Annotated in this window: 17 protein-coding genes and 1 riboswitch; of the genes, 3 read left to right on the top strand and 14 right to left on the bottom strand. The window is 53.7% G+C overall.

Going from position 1 to position 16,236, the window contains the following annotated elements:
* Window positions 1–13 precede the first annotated feature (13 nt).
* A complete protein-coding gene (argC, locus tag NK662_RS00395) occupies window positions 14–1,048 on the bottom strand; it encodes an N-acetyl-gamma-glutamyl-phosphate reductase (RefSeq protein ID WP_254756231.1) in 1,035 nt (344 codons plus the stop codon).
* A 179-nt stretch (window positions 1,049–1,227) separates the two neighbouring features.
* On the opposite strand from argC, the gene NK662_RS23715 reads away from it, so the two are divergent.
* Together NK662_RS23715 and NK662_RS00400 are read left to right on the top strand one after the other, a co-directional pair.
* The gene (locus tag NK662_RS23715) at window positions 1,228–1,410 is read left to right on the top strand and encodes a YqzH family protein (protein WP_368736043.1); all 183 of its coding nucleotides are present in this window, start codon (window positions 1,228–1,230) and stop codon (window positions 1,408–1,410) included.
* Window positions 1,411–1,483: 73 nt separating this feature from the next.
* Window positions 1,484–1,894 carry a hypothetical protein gene (locus NK662_RS00400; RefSeq protein WP_254756233.1) on the top strand — a complete coding sequence of 137 codons (411 nt, stop codon included), beginning with the start codon at window positions 1,484–1,486 and terminating at the stop codon, window positions 1,892–1,894.
* Here the strand turns inward: NK662_RS00400 and NK662_RS00405 are convergent, their stop codons facing one another.
* The 3 genes from NK662_RS00405 to NK662_RS00415 form a co-directional block, all read right to left on the bottom strand.
* Window positions 1,895–3,076 carry a CdaR family transcriptional regulator gene (locus NK662_RS00405; protein WP_254756235.1) on the bottom strand — a complete coding sequence of 394 codons (1,182 nt, stop codon included), beginning with the start codon at window positions 3,074–3,076 and terminating at the stop codon, window positions 1,895–1,897.
* A gap of 76 nt (window positions 3,077–3,152) precedes the next feature.
* Window positions 3,153–3,941 (bottom strand): SDR family NAD(P)-dependent oxidoreductase, encoded by a 789-nt coding sequence (locus NK662_RS00410; protein WP_254756237.1) that lies wholly within the window; start codon window positions 3,939–3,941, stop codon window positions 3,153–3,155.
* 8 nt (window positions 3,942–3,949) lie between these two features.
* Window positions 3,950–4,900, bottom strand: coding sequence for an MBL fold metallo-hydrolase (locus NK662_RS00415; protein ID WP_254756239.1), 951 nt, complete (start codon window positions 4,898–4,900; stop codon window positions 3,950–3,952).
* Between the two features lie 177 nt (window positions 4,901–5,077).
* Here NK662_RS00415 and proI point away from each other — a divergent pair, with 177 nt between their 5' ends.
* The gene (proI, locus tag NK662_RS00420) at window positions 5,078–5,914 is read left to right on the top strand and encodes a pyrroline-5-carboxylate reductase ProI (RefSeq protein WP_254756241.1); all 837 of its coding nucleotides are present in this window, start codon (window positions 5,078–5,080) and stop codon (window positions 5,912–5,914) included.
* Between the two features lie 100 nt (window positions 5,915–6,014).
* On the opposite strand, the gene rnz is transcribed toward proI, so the two are convergent.
* The 10 genes from rnz to NK662_RS00470 all read right to left on the bottom strand — a co-directional run bounded on the left by rnz (window position 6,015) and on the right by NK662_RS00470 (window position 15,845).
* The gene (gene rnz / locus NK662_RS00425) at window positions 6,015–6,938 is read right to left on the bottom strand and encodes a ribonuclease Z (protein WP_254756243.1); all 924 of its coding nucleotides are present in this window, start codon (window positions 6,936–6,938) and stop codon (window positions 6,015–6,017) included.
* 60 nt (window positions 6,939–6,998) lie between these two features.
* Complete coding sequence (locus NK662_RS00430; protein ID WP_438503565.1) at window positions 6,999–8,234, bottom strand: DNA polymerase IV; 1,236 nt, start codon at window positions 8,232–8,234, stop codon at window positions 6,999–7,001.
* 70 nt (window positions 8,235–8,304) lie between these two features.
* Complete coding sequence (locus tag NK662_RS00435) at window positions 8,305–8,472, bottom strand: hypothetical protein (protein ID WP_254756245.1); 168 nt, start codon at window positions 8,470–8,472, stop codon at window positions 8,305–8,307.
* Between the two features lie 147 nt (window positions 8,473–8,619).
* On the bottom strand, window positions 8,620–9,738 hold the full coding sequence (locus NK662_RS00440; protein WP_254756247.1) for a M20/M25/M40 family metallo-hydrolase: 1,119 nt from the start codon (window positions 9,736–9,738) through the stop codon (window positions 8,620–8,622).
* 148 nt (window positions 9,739–9,886) lie between these two features.
* Window positions 9,887–10,603, bottom strand: coding sequence for a nucleoside phosphorylase (locus NK662_RS00445; RefSeq protein WP_254756249.1), 717 nt, complete (start codon window positions 10,601–10,603; stop codon window positions 9,887–9,889).
* 1 nt (window position 10,604) lies between these two features.
* Window positions 10,605–11,264 carry a sulfite oxidase-like oxidoreductase gene (locus tag NK662_RS00450; RefSeq protein WP_254756250.1) on the bottom strand — a complete coding sequence of 220 codons (660 nt, stop codon included), beginning with the start codon at window positions 11,262–11,264 and terminating at the stop codon, window positions 10,605–10,607.
* 17 nt (window positions 11,265–11,281) lie between these two features.
* Window positions 11,282–12,202, bottom strand: coding sequence for an ABC transporter permease (locus NK662_RS00455; RefSeq protein WP_254756251.1), 921 nt, complete (start codon window positions 12,200–12,202; stop codon window positions 11,282–11,284).
* Window positions 12,186–13,253 carry an ABC transporter permease gene (locus NK662_RS00460; protein WP_254756253.1) on the bottom strand — a complete coding sequence of 356 codons (1,068 nt, stop codon included), beginning with the start codon at window positions 13,251–13,253 and terminating at the stop codon, window positions 12,186–12,188. Before NK662_RS00460 ends, NK662_RS00455 begins: the two co-directional genes overlap by 17 nt.
* Window positions 13,237–14,757 (bottom strand): ABC transporter ATP-binding protein, encoded by a 1,521-nt coding sequence (locus NK662_RS00465; RefSeq protein WP_254756255.1) that lies wholly within the window; start codon window positions 14,755–14,757, stop codon window positions 13,237–13,239. Before NK662_RS00465 ends, NK662_RS00460 begins: the two co-directional genes overlap by 17 nt.
* Window positions 14,758–14,831: 74 nt before the next feature.
* On the bottom strand, window positions 14,832–15,845 hold the full coding sequence (locus tag NK662_RS00470; protein ID WP_254756257.1) for a BMP family protein: 1,014 nt from the start codon (window positions 15,843–15,845) through the stop codon (window positions 14,832–14,834).
* Window positions 15,846–16,021: 176 nt separating this feature from the next.
* A riboswitch (SAM riboswitch) is annotated at window positions 16,022–16,128 on the bottom strand.
* Window positions 16,129–16,236 lie beyond the last annotated feature (108 nt).

Raw genomic sequence — 16,236 nt, forward strand, 5'->3', positions numbered from 1 at the left:
TTATATCCTCCTCTTATGGGTACAAAGGCACAAACTGCAAGCCTGTCTGCTCATCCAGACCGAGGCGCACGTTCGCATTCTGCACAGCCTGGCCGGCTGCACCCTTCATCAAATTATCAATAACAGAAACAACGGTCAGCCGTCCCGTGCGCTCATCATAGCCCGCGCCAATATCACAGAAATTGGAGCCGCATACTTCCTTTGGACTTGGATACGTGCCCTCCCGCACCCGGACGAAGGCTGCATCGTCATACGACTGTTTGTATAGTTCCGTGATTTTCCGGGCAGCCGCCTCATCCTTTGCCTGTGCATACATCGTGACCATAATGCCGCGGGTAATGGGGATGAGATGCGTGCTGAAGGTAATGGGCTTTGCAGCTGTATTCCACTCAAGCAGCATCTGTTCAATTTCCGGAACATGCTGATGCTCATGCACCTTATAGATTTTCAGATTGTCATGAATTTCAGGAAAATGGGTCATGGCATTTGGAGATTTTCCGGCGCCTGATACACCTGATTTTGCATCAACAATCAATGTCCGTTCATCAATGATGCCCTCCCGCATCAGCGGCGCCGCCGCCAGCAAAGTGGCTGTTGCATAGCAGCCCGGGTTGGCAATCAAATCGGCCCGCCCCACTTCTTCCCGCTTCCACTCTGTCAGCCCGTACACTGCCTGCTGCAGCTGGTCTGCTGCCGGAGCCGGACGCTTATACCATTTCTCGTAGACTTCCGGCTCCTTCATACGGAAATCCCCGGATAAATCAACTACCTTCAGGCCGCGCCGGCGCAGCTGCGGGGTGAGCTCCCTAGATACGCCGGGCGGTGTAGCCAAGAATACAAGTTCGCTTGTTTCCGAGATTGCATCTATGTTAATTTCCTGCAAGGAAGCATGCATGAAGGATTGCAGATGCGGATATTGCGCGCAAATTGCCTCACCGGTCTGCGAGAATGAGTGAATAGAAGAAACCTTCAGAACCGGGTGATGCATTAAAAGCCGAAGCAGCTCTATACCGCCATACCCTGTCGCTCCGATAATCGCCGTTTTCATATGTTCCCTCCGCTCTGTTTATCAAATGTAGTTCCCATTATATTATTGTATATTTATGACGTCAATTAAATATTTATAAGTTTTTTCTTTTTTTTCAGATAATGGCTGCTTCTCCTTCCTTGCAAGCTGTTCCAAAAAGAAAAATAATAGAGGGGATGAGAAAAAGAGGAGCGGATCTAATGCATGCCGTATTTATAAAGAAAATGATTGTACATTGTCTGCAGCAATATCACTGTGACACTATATCTCCCGGGGATTGCGATGAATTGGCCTTGCAGATTCAAGAGCTTCATGCAAAGGAGCCTGCTGCAGATCTGCATGAAATGGTAGAGGACTTTGTATACGAATATCTTACAAAATAAAGCATGGTTCCCGTTCTCGGCTGCCGCCGCCGCACATACTAGTATAGAACCCATTCCAAAGGAGGCTCTATGTATGAAGGTCATCCGCTCCAGCCCGCGTTTGAGCTCTGCGCTGCTTACGGTTTTATTGGCTTTATGCACGTACAGCGCGGCGCAGCATATTCAGAAGGGGACAAGCAGCCTGTCTGTCTGGACCGGCATCGGCATCGCCTATGGGCTGCTGCTCTTCCTGTATGTATATATGCACAGCATGAAAATCGTGATCCGGGAAAACATGCTGTTCTATCAAACATTATTTGAGCGGCATGAGCTGCCGCTCTCAGAGCTATGTGTAGTCGAGTTTCAATACATGCATCAAAATGTAGAGACCCTGTTTCCCTTTCTGCACCTGGCCTCTGCCGGAAAGCGCATTGAAATTCCCGGCATGATGTTTGAACGGGACCTCCGCGACCTCTATGAATGGCTGCAAAAAAACCGCCCGTAGCTACGGGCGGTCTTCCTCTTCAAGTGAATGCAGGACAACAGCAAGGTGCAGCACTGCGGCATCCTCAAAGGTGCGCGGGTCGAATCCGGTCAGGTCCCGAATTTTATTTAACCGGTATTGCACCGTGTTTTTATGGATATGGAGCTCCTGCGCCACCTCAGTGATGGAGTGGTTATGCTTGAACAGCAGCCGAAGTGTTTCCAATGCCTGCTGCGGATCCGGCAGACGGTCAAGCTGCAGGATGCTCCGCACATACTCCTTGCGGCTGGCCGGCTGCAGATCGTAAATCAGCCGCTCCAGCCGCAAATCATGATAAAACGTGGCCGGGCTGCCGGTGCGCTTCTTCGAGAAATAAACAGCCTTCTCGCCTTCCCAATACGACTGCTTGACACCTGCAACCCCTTGTCCGCATTGACCGACACCTGCTGCCACGGCACTGCCCAGCTCATTCTCCAGCCATTCCTTCAAGGATAAGATGGAGCCGGAAATATAATCCTTGCGTTCCCATTCCGTCATGTCCGGAACCGCAAACAGAACCACATATCGCGAACCCCCGATCGGCACGATTACATCGCTTTCCGCATTCGGGAGCAGCTCCTTCACCCTTTTTACAATGCTGCTTTTGGAATGTTGCTTTTGCAGCCCGCCGGGTTCTGCCAAAAATACGCTCCCATTATGGATCACCTCAAAAATTCCAGCCGCGCGCGGAAGTGATACATCAATGCCGAGCAGCAGCCCCCGTGAAGCGCACAGCTGCTCATCCTCCTGCTCCTGCAGCAGCCAATCCTGCACAAAGGACTCACGGGCTGTATACTCCAGCTCGCGCTGCCTCTCCGTATACACTTCCTTCACCAGCATTTCCACCACACGCTTCACGACTTCGCCAATTTTCCCGACTTCAGCTTCGGCGCCGGTAATTCCAATCACCCCGACAATCCGCTTATACAGAAACAACGGATATGTGATGCCTGTAAGCGCCCCGCGGTACTGTCCATCATGCTCAATGACAACCTTCCGCTTGGTCCGCAGCACCTCGAGCGCACCTTCATGCAAATCACCGATACGGCTCTGATCCACGCTGGCAATGATGATGCCTTCCTCGTTGGCAAAAATCAAGTTGTAGTTTGCGATATGATACATATCCTCCACAATCCTTTGCGCATGATGCGAGCTCAGCAGCATCTGATGTCCCCCTCTCGTGTTTTTTCTCAGTGTAGCACAAACAGCCTCTTTCCGGTCTGAAAAGAGGCTGTTTGTGCTACTTTTTATTCAGCGCCTTCCCGGCCACGCCTTCAAAGAGACGGGGAAAAAGCGAAAAGATGACCGGCCCAAGGCCCATCCAGCGCGGCAGATGCAGCTCGCGCTTATTGGTTCCGATTGCCCGCAGAATCCGGGCCGCCACAGCATCCGCCCGCAGCATAAAGCCCTTCACGTTCTGCACATAGGTTCCGGATTCATCCGCGATGTCAAAGAAGCCCGTTTCAATTGGACCAGGGTTCACTGCCGTCACCCGGATTCCTGTCCCGTCCAGCTCCATGCGAAGGCTGTTCGTGAAGCCGAGCACAGCATGCTTTGTCGCGGAATAGGCGCTGGATTTCGGCGTGGCGATTTTTCCGGCCAAGGAGGCAATATTGATGATATGCCCTTTTCCGCGGCGTTTCATATGCGGCAGCACCGCCTGCGTGCAGGCCACCAGTCCGAACACATTGACGGCAAACATGTTCTTGACGTCCTGCAGCGATGCTTCTTCAAACGTTTTGAAGATGCCAAAGCCGGCATTGTTGATTAAAACATCCACCGCTTCCACATCCTGAAGCAGCCGTCCGAATACCTGCCGCACCATCTCTTCATCGCTTACATCCAGCACATAATACCGGCTTGGCACACCGTAAGCCCTTTGAATGTTCTCCTGCAGCGCCTGCAGCTTTCCTTCGCTGCGCGCCATCAGAATGGGAACCGCTCCTTCTGCAGCCGCCTGCAGCGCGAGCTGTTCGCCGATTCCGCTGGAGGCGCCGGTAATCACGATTGTCTTTCCTTGCAGCTTCATGCTGTCACCTACCTTGTATGGTACACCCAATGCGGGCCTGACGTATCAATTGATACCTGTTGATTATATTGTAAAACATCCAGCTGTCCAACTGTTTCTGAAAGCGTCAGAGCCAGCTGCTTTTGATATAACGCCGGAAACAGCTCCCGGCATACCTCAAAGGCTGTCATCGGATGCTCCCGCAGCATATGCCACACCTTCTGCGCCCGTTGCTCCTGCTTGTGCAGCCGCTCCTGCACAAGCGGCCGCACTTCTGTTACATCAGGTCCGTGGCCCGCGAGCACCCGCAAAACCGGCATGTCCCCCAAGCGGCGCAGCGTATCATTATATTGCAGCAGCGGCTTGGCTCTTTCCGTTTCGCCGTGGCAGGGCGGCTCCAGCAACGGATTGGAGGAAATATGGCGCAGCAGCACATCCCCGCCGATGAAGAGGCCATCCTCCTCCCGGTACAGCGCGATATGCGTGGAAGCATGCCCCGGCGTCTCCAGTACAGTAAAGCCCGGCAGCGCATCAATATGGTCTCCCTCACGGACGCTGTGCGTCAGCGAACGCCTGCAGGAATAGGCAAGTGTGCGCGTCAGCGAGGGCCCTTTCCGCATAAAGGCCTCAGGAATACCCATCTGTGCGCCAAGCTCTGCAAAGAATTGCTGATAGCTCTTCAGCAGTTCCGGGCTCTGGGTCACCCAAGGCTCGTTCCAAGGATGGCCAATGACGGGAATATCCCGGGGCAGGCGGTCCAACAGCCCGCAATGGTCCGCATGATGATGGGTAATGACCACATTTTCAATCTCTCTTGGATGATGGCCGATTCTCCCCATTTGCTGCACAAGCGCATTCCAGGCATCATCTGTGTTCGTTCCTGTATCAATCAGCGTCAGCGTTTCTCCTTTCACAAGAAACACGTTGACGGTTTCCACCGGAAATGGCACCGGTATTTCCATCCGAAATATTTGTGTCACCTGCGTTCCCTCCTTGTTTACAGTATAGCCGAAAAAATGAATACTCCTTCAGTTTACCTTTTTCTGAAAATATTGTCATTATTTCCGAAGGAAATTAATAATTTCGGACAGACAAAGCATTTCGTGGTAAAGTGATAGAAATATAAGCTTCACTCAATACCCGTAAGGAGGAATTCGATGACAATTCATAAAATCGCCTTCCTTGGTGCCGGTTCCATCGCCGAAGCGGTGATTGCCGGCCTGACGAAGGCAAAAGCAGTGGACGGGCGCCGGATTATGGTCAGCAACCGCTCTGACAGCGGGCGTCTTGCCTACTTGGCACAGGAATACGGGGTGCAGGGCACCCATGACAAAGAGGAGCTGCTGCGCGGCGCGGACATTGTGATGCTCGCCATGAAGCCCAAGGATGCCGCTGAGGCGCTTTTATCTCTAAAAGATTTGATTGGGGAAGACCAGCTGCTCATTTCCTTAATGGCCGGCGTCTCCACCTCGTCTATGGACCAGCTGCTGGAAAAGCAGATTCCAATCATCCGCGCCATGCCCAACACATCAGCCGCCATCCTCCGCTCCGCAACAGCCATCTGTCCATCGGCTCATGCCACAGAGCGCCATGTGGAGATGGCCAAATACCTGTTTGCTGCAGTCGGGGTTGTATCCGTTGTGACAGAAGAGCAGATGCATGCGGTTACCGCTTTGTCCGGAAGCGGTCCGGCGTATATCTATTTCGTCGTAGAGGCGATGGAGCAGGCCGCACGTGAAATCGGTCTCACAGAGGATATTTCCAAGCCGCTGATTTTACAAACGATGATCGGGGCGGCGGAAATGCTGAAGCTGACACCGAAGCACCCGTCTGTCCTGCGCAAGGAAATCACCTCGCCGGGCGGCACCACACAGGCCGGCATTGAAGTGCTGCAGAGCTTCGAGTTCCAGCAGGCGCTCGTGCAGTGCATTTCCCGCGCAGCCGAACGGTCCCGCGAACTGGGGGAAACGCTGGAGCAGCTGTTTAAGCAGTAAAAGGCTCCGTTTTGCAGATCCACTCACACATGCCGAAGCCTGCAAAAAAAGGAAGAGACTGAGCCAGTCCCTTCCTTTTTTCATGCCTGCCCTGCTTGCCTCACCGCTCAATGGCAAATTTCTTGAAATCAAAGGCCATTTCCGTATTCGCAAATACCTCCCGCGCTTCCTGCAGCAGCCGTTCAAAATCCTCTCCCTGATAACGGGAGCTGATGTGTGTCAAAATGAGCCGTTTGGCGTCCGCAAGCTGCGCGGCCTGCGCCGCCTGCTTCGTCGTGGAATGATAGTAATCGTGCGCCTGCTGCGCATCCTCCGCGGCAAACGTTGCTTCATGCACAAGCACATCGGCATTCTGTGCCAGGCGCACCCCTGCCTCACAATAGCGGGTATCTCCCAGAATCGTCACGATGCGCCCCTTTTGCGGCGGCCCGACAAACTCATGCCCATGCAGCACCGTACCGTCCTCAAGCGTGACCGTTTCGCCGTTTTTCAGCTTTTTGAACAGCGGACCGGGCCGGATCCCCCGCTCCTGCAGCTTTTCGACCAGCAGCGGTCCCGGAATATCCTTTTCCACGATCCGATAGCCGTATGATTCAATTCCATGCGCCAAGCGCGCCGCTTCCACACTGAACTGCCCATCTTCAAAGATACGTCCGTCACCCTCAATTTCCACCACATGCAGCGGGTACTTCACATGCGTGGTGCTCACCGCCAAGGATACCTCCACAAAAGCGCGGATTCCCTTCGGTCCGTATACAGTCAGAGGCGTGTCCCCTCCTTGAAAGGAGCGGCTTCCAAGCAGGCCGGGCAGACCAAAGATATGGTCGCCGTGCAGATGCGTAATAAAAATTTTCTCAATTCGGCGCGGCCGCAGTGATGTATGTAAAATTTGATGCTGCGTTGCTTCCCCGCAGTCAAACAGCCACACCGCCCCGCGCTCCTCAAGCAGCTGCAGCGCTGCTGCCGTCACGTTCCGCCCTTTGGACGGCACGCCGGCTCCCGTTCCTAAAAACAATACCTCCACTTGACTTCCTCCTGATTCAATCTCTGCTTCTATCTTACGAAATGGAGCAGCGATAGGCAACTATTCATAGCGCTTGCGCAGCAGCTCCTGAAACGACAGCTCCTCCGGCTCCTGCCAGCCGCCCCGGCACACAGCATCCTCGCCGTATTTTTGCTTCAGCCGGTCAAGCACCTGCAGAAGCGGCTCTTCCTTGGCATCCTCCTGAAAAGAGAACAAGTCGAGCTGCTTCGTGGTGGCCGCCTGCTCTTCAAGATCACATGCCGTCACCCCGAGCAGCCGGATAGGGTCACCCTCCCAATGCTGCCGCCAAAGGCGCGAAGCCGCCGCGAAAATGTCCCGCTGCTCACAAAGCGGCTGCGTAAGCTTTCTGCTGCGTGTCACCGACTGTCTTGTATCGTAGCGCATCGTAATTTGAATGTTGTATGTAACGAGCTTCCGCTTCTTCAGCCTGCCGCTGACCGAACGGGACAGTCCCTCCAGCACCTGCAAAATATCGGTTTCCTCTGTTGTATCAGCAGGCAGGGTTACAGAGTTTCCAATTGTTTTATAGTCAAGCAGCGCATGAGGGTCGACAGGCCGCCCATCGATGCCATTGGCCCTCTGCTTCAGCACAGGCCCCGTGATGCCAAGCAACTCCCGCAGCAGCCCTTCCTCTGCGGCGGCAAGCTCTCCAATGGTATGGATGCCGCCCGCTCCCAGCTTCTCGGATGTTTTCCTGCCGACTCCGTGCATCTCGATGACAGGAAGCGGCCAAAGCAAGGCCTGCACGTCCCGCTTCCGCAGCACCGTGATGCCGAGCGGCTTTTTCATATCGGAAGCTGTTTTTGCCAAAAATTTATTCGGGGCAATGCCGATGCTGCAGGGCAGCTGCAGCTGCTCGAGCACCTCCTGCTGAATCTGCCTCGCAATCTGCAGCGGTGAGCCTATATGATGGCAATCCGTAATGTCCAAGTAGCCTTCATCAATCGAAACGGGCTCAAGCTGCTCCGTAAATTGCCCCAACAGCGAAAACAGCTCATAGGAAGCCTGGCGGTACAACGCGAAATCAGGCCGCCGCACGAGCAGGTCCGGACACAGGCGCTTCGCCTCCCAAAGCGGCATCGTGGCGCGCACCCCCTTCGCCCTCGCCTCGTAGCTGCAGGTGACGATGATGCCCTTCCGTTCCTTCTCATTGCCGGCGATGGCCAGCGGCTTGCCGCGCAAGGACGGGTCATGCGCTGCTTCCACCGAGGCATAGAAGCTGTTCATATCCACATGTAAAATCACACGTCCGTTTTTCGGATACATTTCCCGCACAATTCTCACCATCCTGCAAAACGTATGTTCTTATTATAGCAAAAGAAAAGAGATTCGCGGGAATCTCTTTTTATCCATAATGACGGGATGTGTCCGCCTTGGCAGTCATTTCGCCGATTTCTTGATTCAGGCTGCGCTGCAGGTCCGCCTGCTGCTTTGGATTTCTTCGGATGCTTCGGATGGAAAAGAACACAATGAGCACACAGGCAAGCCAAAACAACACCATGAACATAGACATCACATGAGCCTCCTTTGCATCTTCTTACTTACATTATATTCCACTTATCATATTTGAACAATCACAGTTTACAAGACCTGCAGCAGGATACAAAAAGGGGATGATCTAGAAGCCTGTCCGCAGGCTTTTAGATCATCCCCAGTTCTCTTACTTTGCCGCCTCTTGAATCAAAGCCACAACCAACTCTGCTGTTTTCACCAGCTCTTCAATTGGCATTTTCTCGTTTGTTGTATGAATGTCTTCATAGCCGACAGCAAGGTTCACAGTCGGAATGCCATGGCCGGCGATCACGTTCGCATCGCTGCCTCCGCCGCTTTGGTGCAGCGCAGGTGTGCGGCCGATGCTTGCCACCGCACGCTTTGCCACTTCCACGACAAAGTCGCCGTCCGCGAACTTGAAGCCAGGATACATCACCTGTACCTCCACTTCGGCCTGTCCGCCCATTTCCTCGGCTGTTGTTTCAAATGCTTCCTTCATCTTATTCGCCTGCTCCAGCATCTTCTCTTCTACAAGAGAGCGTGCTTCCGCCAAGATGAGAACGTGATCGCACACGATGTTCGTCTGCGTACCTCCTTCGAAGCGGCCGATGTTCGCTGTTGTTTCGGAATCGATGCGGCCAAGCGGCATTTTCGCAATTGCCTTCGCTGCGATGGTGATGGCGGATACGCCCTTTTCAGGCGCCACGCCTGCATGCGCTGTCTTGCCGCGGATAATCGTTTTAATTTTCGCCTGTGTCGGCGCTGCCACGATAATGTCGCCCACTTTGCCGTCGCTGTCGAGCGCGAAGCCATACTTCGCCGTGATCAAGGAACGGTCCAGCGCCTTCGCGCCAACAAGGCCGGATTCCTCGCCCACCGTAATGATAAACTCAATCTTGCCGTGCGCAATATTTTGCTCTTTCAACACGCGTACCGCTTCCAGCATTGCCGCAAGACCAGCCTTGTCATCAGCGCCGAGAATCGTCGTGCCGTCCGTTACCACATAGCCATCCTGCACGGAAGGCTTGATGCCTTTGCCTGGCACAACTGTGTCCATATGGGACGTGAAATAGATGGTGTCCACGCCTTCCTTTGTTGCCGGAAGCGTGCAAATCAGGTTGCCGGCGCCATGCCCTGTTTCCGCCGTTGTATCATCTTCAAACACTTCCACGCCAAGGGCGGCAAACTTCTCCTTCAGCACCTTGCAAATCTCCGCTTCAAACTTTGTCTCGGAATCTACCTGCACCAGCTCTAAAAACTCGTTTAATAAACGCTCCTGCTGAATCATATGTATAACCCTCCCTTACAGTTTCCTGTCTATTATACCAAAAAATGAACAGGAAAACCCAAAGGTTGGCTTTTCTCATCAGATTCCTTTCCGTATGCGCAAATAGATTCATGCCTCGCTTCCGCGGAGCATGAGTCTATCAGATTTCTTATAGAGCCGTGATTGCTGCCAGTGCGATGGCAGCCTCCAGCTCCACCGCTTTGGACACAGCATCCGTATGCGGGTTGTATACCTCCCGCAGGTCCGCATCCGCGTAGCCGTCGACCGCCAGGATGGCACCCGCACGCATGCCGCGCAGCGCAGCAATCACAAACAAAGCTGCATTTTCCATCTCCGCGGCCAGTACGCCCGCTTCCTTATACTGCTGGTGCGGAAAGGGAACCACACCTGTGTAAAAAGCGTCCAGCGTCAGGGTGATCCCTGTCTTCACCAGCGTTCCCTCCGCCAGGCCGGATGCCCGCACAAGCGCATCCACCACGTCCCTGTCTGCAAGTGCCGGAAAGCCTGCCGGCACAAGCTGATGCGTCAGCCCTTCGCAGCGCGCCGCAGCTGTGCTGATGACCAGACTGCCTGGCACCACTTCCTTGTGATAGGAGCCGGCCGTGCCGACGCGAATTATAGAAGAGGCGCCGCCCATAGCCAGTTCCTCAAAGCAAACAGCTGCTCCGGGAGCGCCCACGCCATGGCTGACCACAGCCACTGCTGTTCCGTTCCAGACCCCGGCATAGCTATGATACTCACGGTTTTTCGCCAGCACTCTTGTTTCGCCCAGCATACCGGCTATTTGCTCCGACCGTCCCGGGTCGCCGCATACAATAACGCGCTCAGGCAAATCGCCGCTTGCAATCTTTAAATTTGGCAGCATCTCAATCAAACTCCTTCTTTTCCCATTCATCCTCCGGAATCGGCAAATCCTCGCCGGAGAAGCGCTCCTCCTTGAATGGGTCCCCTCTCAAGTGGAATCCATTCTGCTCCCAGAAGCCCGGGCTGTTTTCCTTCATGAATTCAAAGCCGCGCAGCCATTTCACACTCTTCCAGAAATATAAGTGAGGCACAACAAGACGAAGCGGCCAGCCATGCTTGTCCGTAAGCGGCTTTCCTTCAAAGGAATGGGCCAGCAGCACATCATCCCCCATAAGATCAGCCAGTTCAATATTTGAGGTATAGTCATAATCGCCATGCAGCATGACATAGCCGCTGTGCGGCTCCACCCCGATTGCCTCCAGAACATCGCGGAAGCGCACCCCTGTAAATGTATTATCAAAACGGGACCAGCGCGTCACACAATGAATATCCACTGTCACATCCGTCTGGGGCATAGCTAAAATATCCTGATAGGACAGCGTAACCTCCTTGCTGACCTCGCCAAACACCCGAAGTGTCCACTGGTCCATATCATATGCCGGCACTTCCCCTTCATGGAGAATCGGGAAGCGCTCTGTCAGCGCCTGTCCCTGCGGCAGGCGGCCGTTGGCAGCGTCCGCCGCAGGCACCTTCATTCGTTTAATGCGTTCTGCTTTGTTCAAAGAAACCCCGCCTTTCGTTAACGTGAGCTTTGCTGATTTGCTTTGTCATCCTCCGCGCCGCGGCCTCTCAAAAAGAACATGGCGGCAATGGTCAACACATACGGAAGCATGGCTGTCAGCTGTGTGGGAACCGAGAAGCTTTGCAGCCTTGTGCTGATGGCATCCGTCAGGCCAAACAGGAAGCTTGATGCCAGCACCCCAAGCGGGTGAGACTGGCCGAGCATCGTGGCTACGAGAGCAATAAAGCCGCGGCCGGACGTCATGCCCTCTGTGAACATTGTGACCTGTCCAAGCGAAAGCTGGGCGCCGGCGATGCCGCAAAGCATTCCGCTCAGACTGATGGCAACATACTGCAGGCGCCGCACTGGAAGACCGAGGCTGCGCGCGGCTGTCTTGTTATAGCCGACGGCCAGCAGCCGGAAGCCGAGTACAGTGCGGTACAGGAAGATATACAGCACAATTGCCGCCGCAAAGGATAAGTATACAAGCGGCGAGTGGCCGGACACGATGGGTCCGAGCACAGGAATTTTACTGATCAATGGGAGGTCCCACTTCGGCAGCCCCGCCATGTTTTTGTCGTAGTAGGCACCCTTTACATGAAAAATGGTGCGCAGCAGAAACGTTGTCAAGCCGAGCGCCAGGAAGTTGATGGCCACTCCCACAACCACCTCATTTGCCTGAAATTGAATGGTCATGACACCGAACAACAGCGCAAACAGCACGCTTGCACCTGCCGCAAACAATACAGCCAATATGAGATTGTGAGTATAGTAGTTTCCAACAATTGCACTGAAGGCTCCCACTAAAATGAGTCCCTCCAGTCCGACGTTGAACAAGCCGATGCGGGCGCACAGCATCCCGCCAAGTGCAGCCAGCAAAATGGGGGAAACCATGCGCAGTGTTGCATTCAACAGCGAGACATCAAACAGATGTTCCATTTGACTTCCCCTCCTTCTTGCTCTTGATAAATGAGAAGCTGACCTTTGCCGAAATAAATAGAATGAGCACCGCCTGAATGACGCTGGCAATTTCCAGCGGAACCTCGGTATTGCGCTCCACTCCCATCGCTCCCGTCTGCAAAGCGGACAATAGAATAGAAGCAGCCACAGTGCCGAGCGGATTGGAGTTGGCCAGCAGCGCCGCCATCACGCCTGTCCAGGCATATCCCGGCACCGTCAGCGCATTATCCACAAAGCGGTACTGCGACCCAAGCACTTCAAAGGAGCCTGCCAATCCGGCAAGTCCGCCGCTTACAAACATGGTCAGCAACAGCAGCTTCGGGCGGTTCACCCCGCCATATTCCGCAAACGAAGCGTTTTTCCCAAGCATATTGACCTCATAGCCTGTTTTGGAATAGCGCAGCAGGACAAACAGCAAAATCGCAAGCACAATTGCAACGATAAAGCCGCCATGCACCGTCATGCCCGTAAACAATTTCGGAATGCGGGAAGCCGGGTCAAGCATCTTTGTCTGCGCCAGCGCCGCCGATCCGGTTTTATCCTGAAACGGCTTGCTGACGAGGTAACTGGCAAATAAAACGGCAATGTAGTTCAGCAGCAGCGTTGAAATGATCAGCTGCACTTTAAATCTGGACTCCATCCAGCCGGCGAATACCGACCAGCCGCCGCCGACGGTAAATCCGGCAACAGCAGCCAGCAGAACCTTGCCCATGCCGTTGCCCGGCAGGTATAAAGCTGTCAGCGCCGCCGCAACAGCGCCGAGCACCATCTGCCCTTCGCCGCCAAGGTTAAAGACACCGGCCCGGAATGCAAACCCGACACCGAGCGCAATCAGCAAAATGGGCGTTGCCCGCGCCATGGTGGAGGACACGAAGTACAGGTTGCCGAATGCCCCGTTCCACAGCTGTATATAAGTATCAAGCACCGGCGCATCCACAAGCTTCATCGCCGCCGCGCCGACAAGCAAACCGAGAAGCACTGCCGCAAGCGGCTGCAGGATTGCTTGTATGTGTTCATTCCCTCGCTTCATGAAGTGTCCCTCCTGCCATCAGCATACTAAGCTTTTCTTCTGTCGCTTTCTCCCGGTTCAGTTCTCCGGCAATCCGCCCCTCATACATCACGAGAATCCGGTCGGACAGCGCCAGAATTTCCGTCAACTCGGAAGAAACAAGCAAAACGGCCCCGCCCTCATTTCTTTTTTGGATCAGCGCTTCGTGGATAACCTCCATTGCGCCGATATCCACACCGCGTGTCGGCTCTGCCGCAATCAAGAACGGTGTTCCATGGCCAAGCTCGCGCGCCACAATCAGCTTTTGCAGATTGCCTCCGGATAAATGGGCTGCCTTCTCTTTCACCGAGCTTGTTTTAATGGAGAATTGCCGGATCCATTGCTGCAGCACAGGCTGGAATGCTGATTGTTTGACAAACCATCGGCGGCTGTACGCTGTTTGCTGATGATAGCCCATCAGCGCGTTCTCCTCCACGGCCGCGTCCTTTGCCGCTCCCCACTGATATCGATCCTCGGGAATATGGGCAAGCCCCGCTTCACGCCTTGCCCGGACGGACAGCTTCGTCACATCCTTGCCCTGCAGCAGCACTGTGCCGCCGTCGCTCGGCATTAAGCCGGAAACGGCCTGCAGCAGCTCGGATTGGCCGTTGCCGGACACACCGGCAATGCCGACAATCTCCCCTGTTTTGACCGTAAAGGACACACAGTCCAAAAGCGGCTTTCCGCCTTTTCCCTGCACACTCAAATCCTGCACCTGCAGGAATGGCTGCCCCTCCTGCGCCGGGCGGCTGCCCATTTCCTTCAGATCGCGCCCGACCATGAGCGCGGCAAGCGCCTTGGCGTCTGTATCCGCCACCGCCATGGAACCGGTCACCTCTCCACCGCGCAGCACTGTCACACGGTCCGCAGCCTCCATGACCTCATGCAGCTTATGCGTGATGATAATGATGCTTTTTCCTTGTGAAGCGAGGAAACGGATTGTCTGCAGCAGTTCGCCCACCTCCAATGGGGTCAGCACAGCCGTCGGTTCATCCAAAATAATGATATCCGCTCCCTGATACAGCACCTTTAAAATTTCCGTGCGCTGCTGCTCACCCATGGAGCAGCCCGCAATCTTTGCTGTCGCCCGCACCGGGATCCGGTACTGCTTCGACAGATTTTCAACCGCCTGTACAGCTTCCTGTCGCTGCAGAAAGCCGCCCTTTGCCGGCTCATGGCCAATCACAATATTCTCCGCCGCCGTCAATTGCGGAAACAGCATGAAATGCTGGTGCACCATACCGATGCCATGGCGGATGGCGTCAGCCGGGTTTTGGAAGGACACCACCTTGCCATCGAGCACAATCTCCCCCGCAGTCGGCTGCTCCATGCCATACAGCATACGCATTAAGGTTGTTTTCCCGGCGCCATTTTCTCCGATGACCGCATGTACTTCTCCGGACCGCAAGGAAAAGGAAACCTGCCGATTTGCGGCAAAGGAGCCGTACAGCTTTGTCATATTCCGCATTTCCAATTTGTACGCCATTGCTCTTCCCCCTTTTCTCTCATTGCTGCAAAAGGGAAGCCGACCGCATCAATCGCAGCCGGCTTTGCCCTCTATTACTTCGCTAGCGGATCTGTCACCTTTACTTTGCCGGAGACAATATCCTCTTTCAATGCTTTTACTTTATCCACAACCGGTTGTCCCACGAACGCATTCAACGGTGTTTTGCTTTCCTTTGTTACATATGTCAGACCTACGCCGTCTTCTTTCAAGCCGTATGCCACAACACCCGCTTTGAACGTGCCATCATGGAATGCTTTCATTGTTTCGTAGGCTGCTGCATCTGTACCCTTCAACTGGGACAGCACCACGTGCGCTGGATCTACCTCTGTGCGGTCAACGTCCTGTCCTGCTGTGTAGAAGTTTTTCTCCTTGGCTGCTTCAAACACGCCGAGGTCGCCTACAGCGGAAGCGCCCGCAATGAAGTCTGCGCCTTTAGATGCCTGCAGCAATGCCAACTCCTTCGCTTTTGCAGGGTCCGTGAAGCTGCCCACATAGTTTACAAGAAACTCAGCCTTTGGATTTGTCGCTTTCAAGCCTTCCTGGAAGCCGACTGTCCACTTCTTCAGCAGGGGGATATCCATCGCGACTACCATGCCCACTTTATTTGTTTTGGTGGAAAGGCCCGCTGCTGCGCCAAGCAGGTATGCCGCCTCCTGTTCACGGAACGTGACGCTGCGGACATTCGGCAGATCAACTGTTGTATCAATAACCGCAAACTTTTGGTCCGGATTTTCTCCCGCAACCTTCTTTAAGGCATCCTCAGATTCGAAAGAGGAAGTAATAATCAGGTCATACTTCTCTGCCACGGCTGCACGAAGGTTTTCTTCGATTGCTGCTTGGTCGGTAGATTCAATTGTTTTCAGGTCATAGCCGAATTCCTTCGCAGCCTTCTTCGCGCCTTCATCCATCTGCTGGAAGAATGGGTTCACCCCAATTTTTTCAGGCAAAACAAGGGCCACGCGCTTCTTGTTGCTTTCTTTTGCAGCCGTTTTCTCTGTGGAACCGCTGGATTGGCAGCCTGCCAGCAGCAGCATAAACAGAGAAACCAAAACAAATAGCTTTTTCATGCTGTCTCCTCCTAATGTTCGTGTATTACTAACAAATACGATAATATGAAGTGAATTATGGCATATTTTAAATAAAAATACAAACATTTTTATTTAAAATTCACTATAATATTCACATCCGAAACTCAATAAAAAAGCTCTTCCCACAGAAGGGAAGAGCTGATCTATCCATCTCTCCCTCATCTTCAGAACAAAACATGTTCTTCTGGATTTGGCACCATTCTGTCTTACAGTGGTTGCCGGGCTTCACAGGGCCTAGTCCCTCCGCCTCTCTTGATAAGGAAATGCTATTTTATATAATTTACGCTATCTCAATTGTAGTAAAAGTTAGAAATTTGTCAATATATAATTTTTTTGCACACAAAAAGCGAACGACTGAGCGTTCGCTTTT

This window comes from Ectobacillus ponti (genome assembly GCF_024294785.1).
Lineage (GTDB): Bacteria > Bacillota > Bacilli > Bacillales > Bacillaceae_G > Ectobacillus > Ectobacillus ponti.